3 protein-coding genes are annotated in these 4,603 nt (G+C 39.5%); all 3 read left to right on the top strand.

Going from position 1 to position 4,603, the window contains the following annotated elements:
• The first annotated feature begins 128 nt into the window (after positions 1 to 128).
• Entirely contained in the window at positions 129 to 1,592 is a 1,464-nt protein-coding gene (locus JW962_02780; GenBank protein ID MBN1374233.1) for a CCA tRNA nucleotidyltransferase, read from the top strand.
• Positions 1,593 to 1,644: 52 nt separating this feature from the next.
• Positions 1,645 to 3,030, top strand: coding sequence for an MBL fold metallo-hydrolase (locus JW962_02775; GenBank protein MBN1374232.1), 1,386 nt, complete (start codon positions 1,645 to 1,647; stop codon positions 3,028 to 3,030).
• A 116-nt stretch (positions 3,031 to 3,146) separates the two neighbouring features.
• A partial coding sequence (locus JW962_02770; protein ID MBN1374231.1) for a hypothetical protein occupies positions 3,147 to 4,603 on the top strand: 1,457 nt, incomplete at its 3' end.

The raw sequence follows: 4,603 nt of genomic DNA, 5'->3' as shown, positions 1-4,603 counted from the left end.
GTGAACCCTTTATCTGTTTTATTTTTTTGTTAAAGCTTGCCACTTCTCTCATAGGTATCTTCCGGATTACTGTTTAACTATTTCACTACTTTACTGTTTCACTACTCACGTGTTACCATTTAAATATTATGAAAACAGAAACAATAGAAATAAAAATCCCGGATTATGTGAAGAGCGTAGCAAGGGTCTTAGTCAAAGAGGGATATCAGGTTTTTTTGGTTGGTGGTGCTATTAGGGATGTACTTTTAGGTAAAATTCCCAAGGATTACGATATTGCAACCGATGCGCTTCCTCCCGAAGTGCTTGGTAGTTTTGCGAAGGCCGTTTCCACGGGGGTAAAGTTTGGTACAATAACCGTTTTAAGTCGTGATCAGAAAGAAGAACACCATCCGGTTGAAGTTACAACTTTTCGGAGTGAGCAACAGTATACTGATGGAAGGTGGCCCACAAAGGTTGAATTTGAAACAAATATTAGAAAAGACCTTGAACGTAGGGACTTTACAATAAATGCATTTGCCATTGATCTTGCACAAAAGGGTTCAATAGGGATTGATAATTTTGATGATAATGATAATTGGAATCTGATTGATCTTTTCGGGGGTCTGGAAGATATAAAAAACAAAATAATTCGTGCGGTAGGTGACCCTGTTGATCGATTTACCGAAGATGGACTTAGAACATATAAGGCTTGTAGACTTGCTTCAAACCTTGAATTTACAATAGAACCGGAAACCAAAGCTGCCATTGCCAAAGCGTTAACTGTTGCCAAACTTATCTCGATGGAGCGAATTAGAGATGAGTTTGTTAAACTTTTAATGAACTCTCCAAAACCTTCTGTTGGAATCGAGCTGATGCGTGAAACCGGCTTGCTTGCTGTTTTCATGCCGGAAATTTTGGAATCGGTGGGCGTAGAGCAGCCCGAATTCCACTCTTTTAATGTTTATGAACATTTGCTTAGAACCGTTGATCTGGCACCCGATGGTGTAAAGCTGGCTGCACTTTTCCACGACATAGGTAAGCCACGAAAGGCTATGCCCAACGGTCATTTTTACGGTCATGACACTGAGGGAGCAAAAATAACGTCTACAATAATGAGACGCATGAAGTTTTCAAATTCCGAGATTGATAGAGTAACAAGACTTGTTAAAAATCATATGTTTTACTATCCGTATAAAGACGAAAAAGCTGCCGAAAAAGAGATCACCGAAAAGGGTAGCACCGAGTTTAAATATTGGTCCGATAGTGCGGTTCGGAGATTTGTACGCCGAGTGGGAGTTGATCTTATCGATGATTTGTTTGCCTTAAGAATTGCTGATGCCACGAGTAATCCTAAGACTATATTTGATCCAGGGGAGGTTACTGCATTACAAGAACGTATATCTGAGGTCCGAAAGAAGGATATGGTATTAAAGATTACCGACCTTGAAATCTCGGGCGATGATCTTAAAAAGATTGGGATTCCATCGGCAAAAATAATGGGTGATATTTTAAAGGAACTTTTAGAGATTGTTACCGATGATCCTTTAAAAAATGACAAAGAGCTCCTGATGGATGAAGCAATGCGGTTGTTTAAAAGCAAAGACAGGTTTTGAATAATACAGATCAATTTGATAGTATATTAAAAGTTTAATTAAAAGCTGCCCAATGAATATTACATTCTTCGGAGCCACTAAAGGTGTTACCGGTGCGTGTTTTTTAATCGATTTTGCCAATAAAAAACTGCTTGTTGATTGTGGACTTTTTCAGGGTTCACACGAACTTTCCGATAAAAACTGGGAACCTTTTGGATTTGATCCTGCCGGGATTGATTACCTGTTTTTAACTCACGGGCATCTCGATCATTGTGGCCAAATTCCTAAACTTGTTCGACACGGATTTAACGGACGGATAATTTCAACTGACGCTACAAGAGACATTGCAGAGTTAATAATGTATGACGCTTACAAAATCCAGGAAGAGGACTATAGGCGTGGACGGTTAAAATATAAAAGCGGTGAACCAAAAGAGTTGCTCTATAGTGAAGAAGATATCTCAAAAGCTGTTAGTTTGTTCGACGTTTATGAATACAGTAAAAGTGTAAAACTAATCCCTGAACTTGAATTTAGGATGCGAAATGCAGGACATATATTAGGATCATCAATTTTTGAATTTTGGATAAAAGAAAATGGGAAACCAACAAAAATTGTGTTCTCCGGTGATCTTGGACAACCTGGTAAGCGTATTGTTTGGGATCCAGACAATGTTCGTGAGGCCGACTATGTTGTTGTCGAATCAACATATGGTGACCGTTTGCACAAAGACAAAAATCAATCAATCCTTGAATTCTTGTCAATTATCAGGAAAATTGAAGGTAGTGGGGGAAATGTTATTATTCCTGTCTTTGCCGTTGAACGTACGCAGGAGATTCTTTACGAAATTAACCTCATGTCCGAGAACGGCTTGTTAGGCGATATTGGTGTTTATCTTGATAGTCCGCTTGCTACAAAAGTTACGGAACTTTTTAAAAAATATCAGAAATATTACGATACCGATGCACTGCGTTTGGTCGAAGGAGGTGATGATCCATTTGAATTTAAAGGATTTAAAATGATCACCGGTGTGGAAGAGTCTAAAAAGCTTTCGGATAGGACAGGCGTTGTAATATTAGCCGGAAGTGGAATGTGCACAGGCGGTAGGGTTTTGCATCATTTGGAAAAAAACCTTGAAAATCCAAATTCCCACATAGTTTTTGTGGGGTATCAGGTTCAAGGAACGCTAGGTAGAAAACTTGTTGACAGATATTCACCCGTAAGAGTTATGGGCAATCAATTGGAGGTAAAAGCAAAAATTCATACTATTGGTGGTTTGTCTGCACATGCCGATCAGCGTGACCTTCGTTATTGGTTAAGGTCTTTTGGAGTTGCTCCTAAGAAGGTATTTTTAGTGCATGGTGAATCCGGTGTGCTTACTGCATTTGAAGAAAACATTAAAAAAGAGCTTAATCTTAACGCTTATGTTCCCGAGCCTAATGAAACGGTTGAGCTACTATAAGGTTTAAATTTTTCATGACGGGCCCTTTAGATTGTTCACTTTATATGTTGACAATTTTCTTTCGATGGGGTATAGTTTTAAACATAAAACTTCAATAAGTCGTAAAATTTAATGTAGTGACCCTAAAACTGTCCAACAGCCCAAGGTTTTCAGGTGCTTATCTTTATTGGTTGACTACACTATGTATTACATTGCTTTTTGCCATATTTTATATCCTTCCGATAAGTGGAGTTTTTGCAGCCGATGGAATTAATGAAACAATAAGCGTACAGGGAAGACTTGTAAACTCTGATGGTACAAACTTTTCGGGAGCCTGTGGAAATTCATGTGACATGAGGTTTACTCTTTACGAAACGTGTAGTGGAACTCCGTTCCAAGTATCCCAAGAGACATTTGACGATGTTACACTTGTTGACGGTATCTTTAACGTTAGGTTGGGTGAGGGTTCTGGAAGTAACCTGGGAAGCTTAGATTTTAACGATGATGATATGTGTGTGCTTGTCGAAATAGATATTGATGATAATTCTTCTTATGGGGGAATTGGCACAGATGAGTATTTTGGAACGTTAGAGCTTGCAGCCGTTCCATACGCATTCAACGCTAAGTATCTTGGCGGGCAAGAGCTTTCGGATATTCAGCTGTGGACCAAAACTGGTACCAACCTAAGTCCACTGACTGCCGGAGATGATATTTTGTTAAGCAACGGCGAGACACTCACAATAACAGACTCAAGTGTGTCAACAGGAAAGATACTTTCAATCTCATCATCTTCCACAAGCAATACAGGCAGCATTGCTGACATAACTCTAACCGGATTAGGTGATGGTTTGAGTATTAATTCCTCTTCAACCACAAGCCTAAATGCAGCTTTACGTGTATCTCAAACCGGTGCTACAACTCAAATATCCGGAACAGATTATGCAGGATATTTCTCAAACACAGGAACAGGAAGTATGAGCATTGGAATATATTCTACAGCAAGTGGCTCCTCTAACAACTATGCTGCATATTTCGACGGAGACCTTTTTGTTTCACCAGGTGATGGTAGTGACGGGTATATGACTGTCACATCCGATAGTATTCTTTTGTCAGTAGAAGCTTTATCTTTACAAGCAGTTTCATTTATTAGTGAATTTGATACCACTTCAGCCAGTACAGAATATGCAGGAATGATAGGAGGCTATACCTCTATAGAATCCGGGACTATAGCTGGATTAACAGGGCTTAAGGTCAACTCGGGAGTTGGATCCAGTGGCACCGTTTCGACCTTAATAGGAATAGACACCGAAGTATATGTTGGATATGAGCTTGGTAGCGCCGACAGTGCTATCGGACTAAATATATCAATTTCGAATAGCGGAACAATTGGAACTGCCTATGGTATTAAAATTGGTGATATGCAAGGAACTCTAAGCTATGGGATTTATCAGGAAGGTTCGGATGATATTAACTATTTTGCGGGTAATTTAGGCATTGGAACAACAAGCCCAGGAGCTGCGCTTGACGTAGCCGGTAATCTGCTATTGTCGGGGACGGATAGATATATTAACTTTAGTGCAACAGAGGGTACGAG

The sequence above is a fragment of the Candidatus Dojkabacteria bacterium genome (assembly GCA_016927995.1).
In the GTDB taxonomy this organism is placed as follows: Bacteria; Patescibacteriota; Dojkabacteria; order JAFGLO01; family JAFGLO01; genus JAFGLO01.
The sequence above is the reverse complement of the archived record's forward strand: the minus strand, read 5'-3'. Positions and strand labels throughout refer to the sequence as shown.

Excerpts from the sequence above, each read along its gene's own strand:
- JW962_02780 (MBN1374233.1), top strand. The coding sequence starts at position 129 with ATGAAAACAGAAACAATAGAAATAAAAATCCCGGATTATGTGAAGAGC.
- JW962_02775 (MBN1374232.1), top strand. The coding sequence starts at position 1,645 with ATGAATATTACATTCTTCGGAGCCACTAAAGGTGTTACCGGTGCGTGT.